Origin of the sequence: Corynebacterium sp. HMSC068H04, assembly GCF_001811255.1 — a bacterium.
Taxonomy (GTDB): Bacteria; Actinomycetota; Actinomycetes; order Mycobacteriales; family Mycobacteriaceae; genus Corynebacterium; species Corynebacterium hesseae.
The window spans coordinates 1-593 of the sequence record NZ_KV804001.1 but is presented as its reverse complement, the minus strand read 5'-3'; the positions used below and the strand labels follow the sequence as shown (position 1 = coordinate 593).

The 593-nt window shown below is 55.1% G+C and carries 1 protein-coding gene; it reads right to left on the bottom strand.

Annotation, left to right across the window (positions count from 1 at the left end; all coding sequences use genetic code 11):
* Positions 1-28 precede the first annotated feature (28 nt).
* Positions 29-478 (bottom strand): hypothetical protein, encoded by a 450-nt coding sequence (locus HMPREF2792_RS07680; protein ID WP_070532494.1) that lies wholly within the window; start codon positions 476-478, stop codon positions 29-31.
* Positions 479-593 lie beyond the last annotated feature (115 nt).

The window sequence follows — 593 nt, the reverse complement described above, 5'->3', positions numbered from 1 at the left end:
ATAGGGTGTCCACTAAACGAGGGTAACCTCAATTTAAATTCGCGGGTTCCGTGGTGTTGATGGTCAGTCGGTAGCGCGGGCTGGTGTTTTCGTCTTGGGGGAGTATGCGGAAGCGGGTCTTCGTATTTTCTGCGGTGAGGTATGTGCCTACGGTGTGGGTGAGGTGAACGTCTACGAGGTTTGAGTCGTCGAGTTGCTCCAGCATGGTCTCTAGTAGCCGCTGGCGCGTATCAGGGCGCTTAGCGCTCACGCGGTAGCGGTGGGAGGCTAAGCCTTTGGCATTCATACTGTCGGCATTGAGTGGGATAGAAGACTGTGCGAGGCGTTCTATCTCCTCTTTGTCCCAGCCCGGATAGGCAGCAGTCGAGTCTAGGAAACGGCTCCAGGTGTGGGAGTCATGCAGGTTGCTTTCTTGCGCTGTGGAAGCAGGGGCAGTGGGGTAGGTGTAGTTGAATCGGGTGTGACTGTAGGCCTGCATGATGGAGGCACCAAGTTCTAGTGGAGAGGTGGTCTCTTGGGCTTCTAGGCGCTCTAGGATTGCTTCGAGGTTGTCTCGAAAGTTTGAGGTTACCCTCGTTTAGTGGACACCCTAT

Excerpts from the sequence above, each read along its gene's own strand:
- HMPREF2792_RS07680 (WP_070532494.1), bottom strand. The coding sequence starts at position 478 with ATGCAGGCCTACAGTCACACCCGATTCAACTACACCTACCCCACTGCC.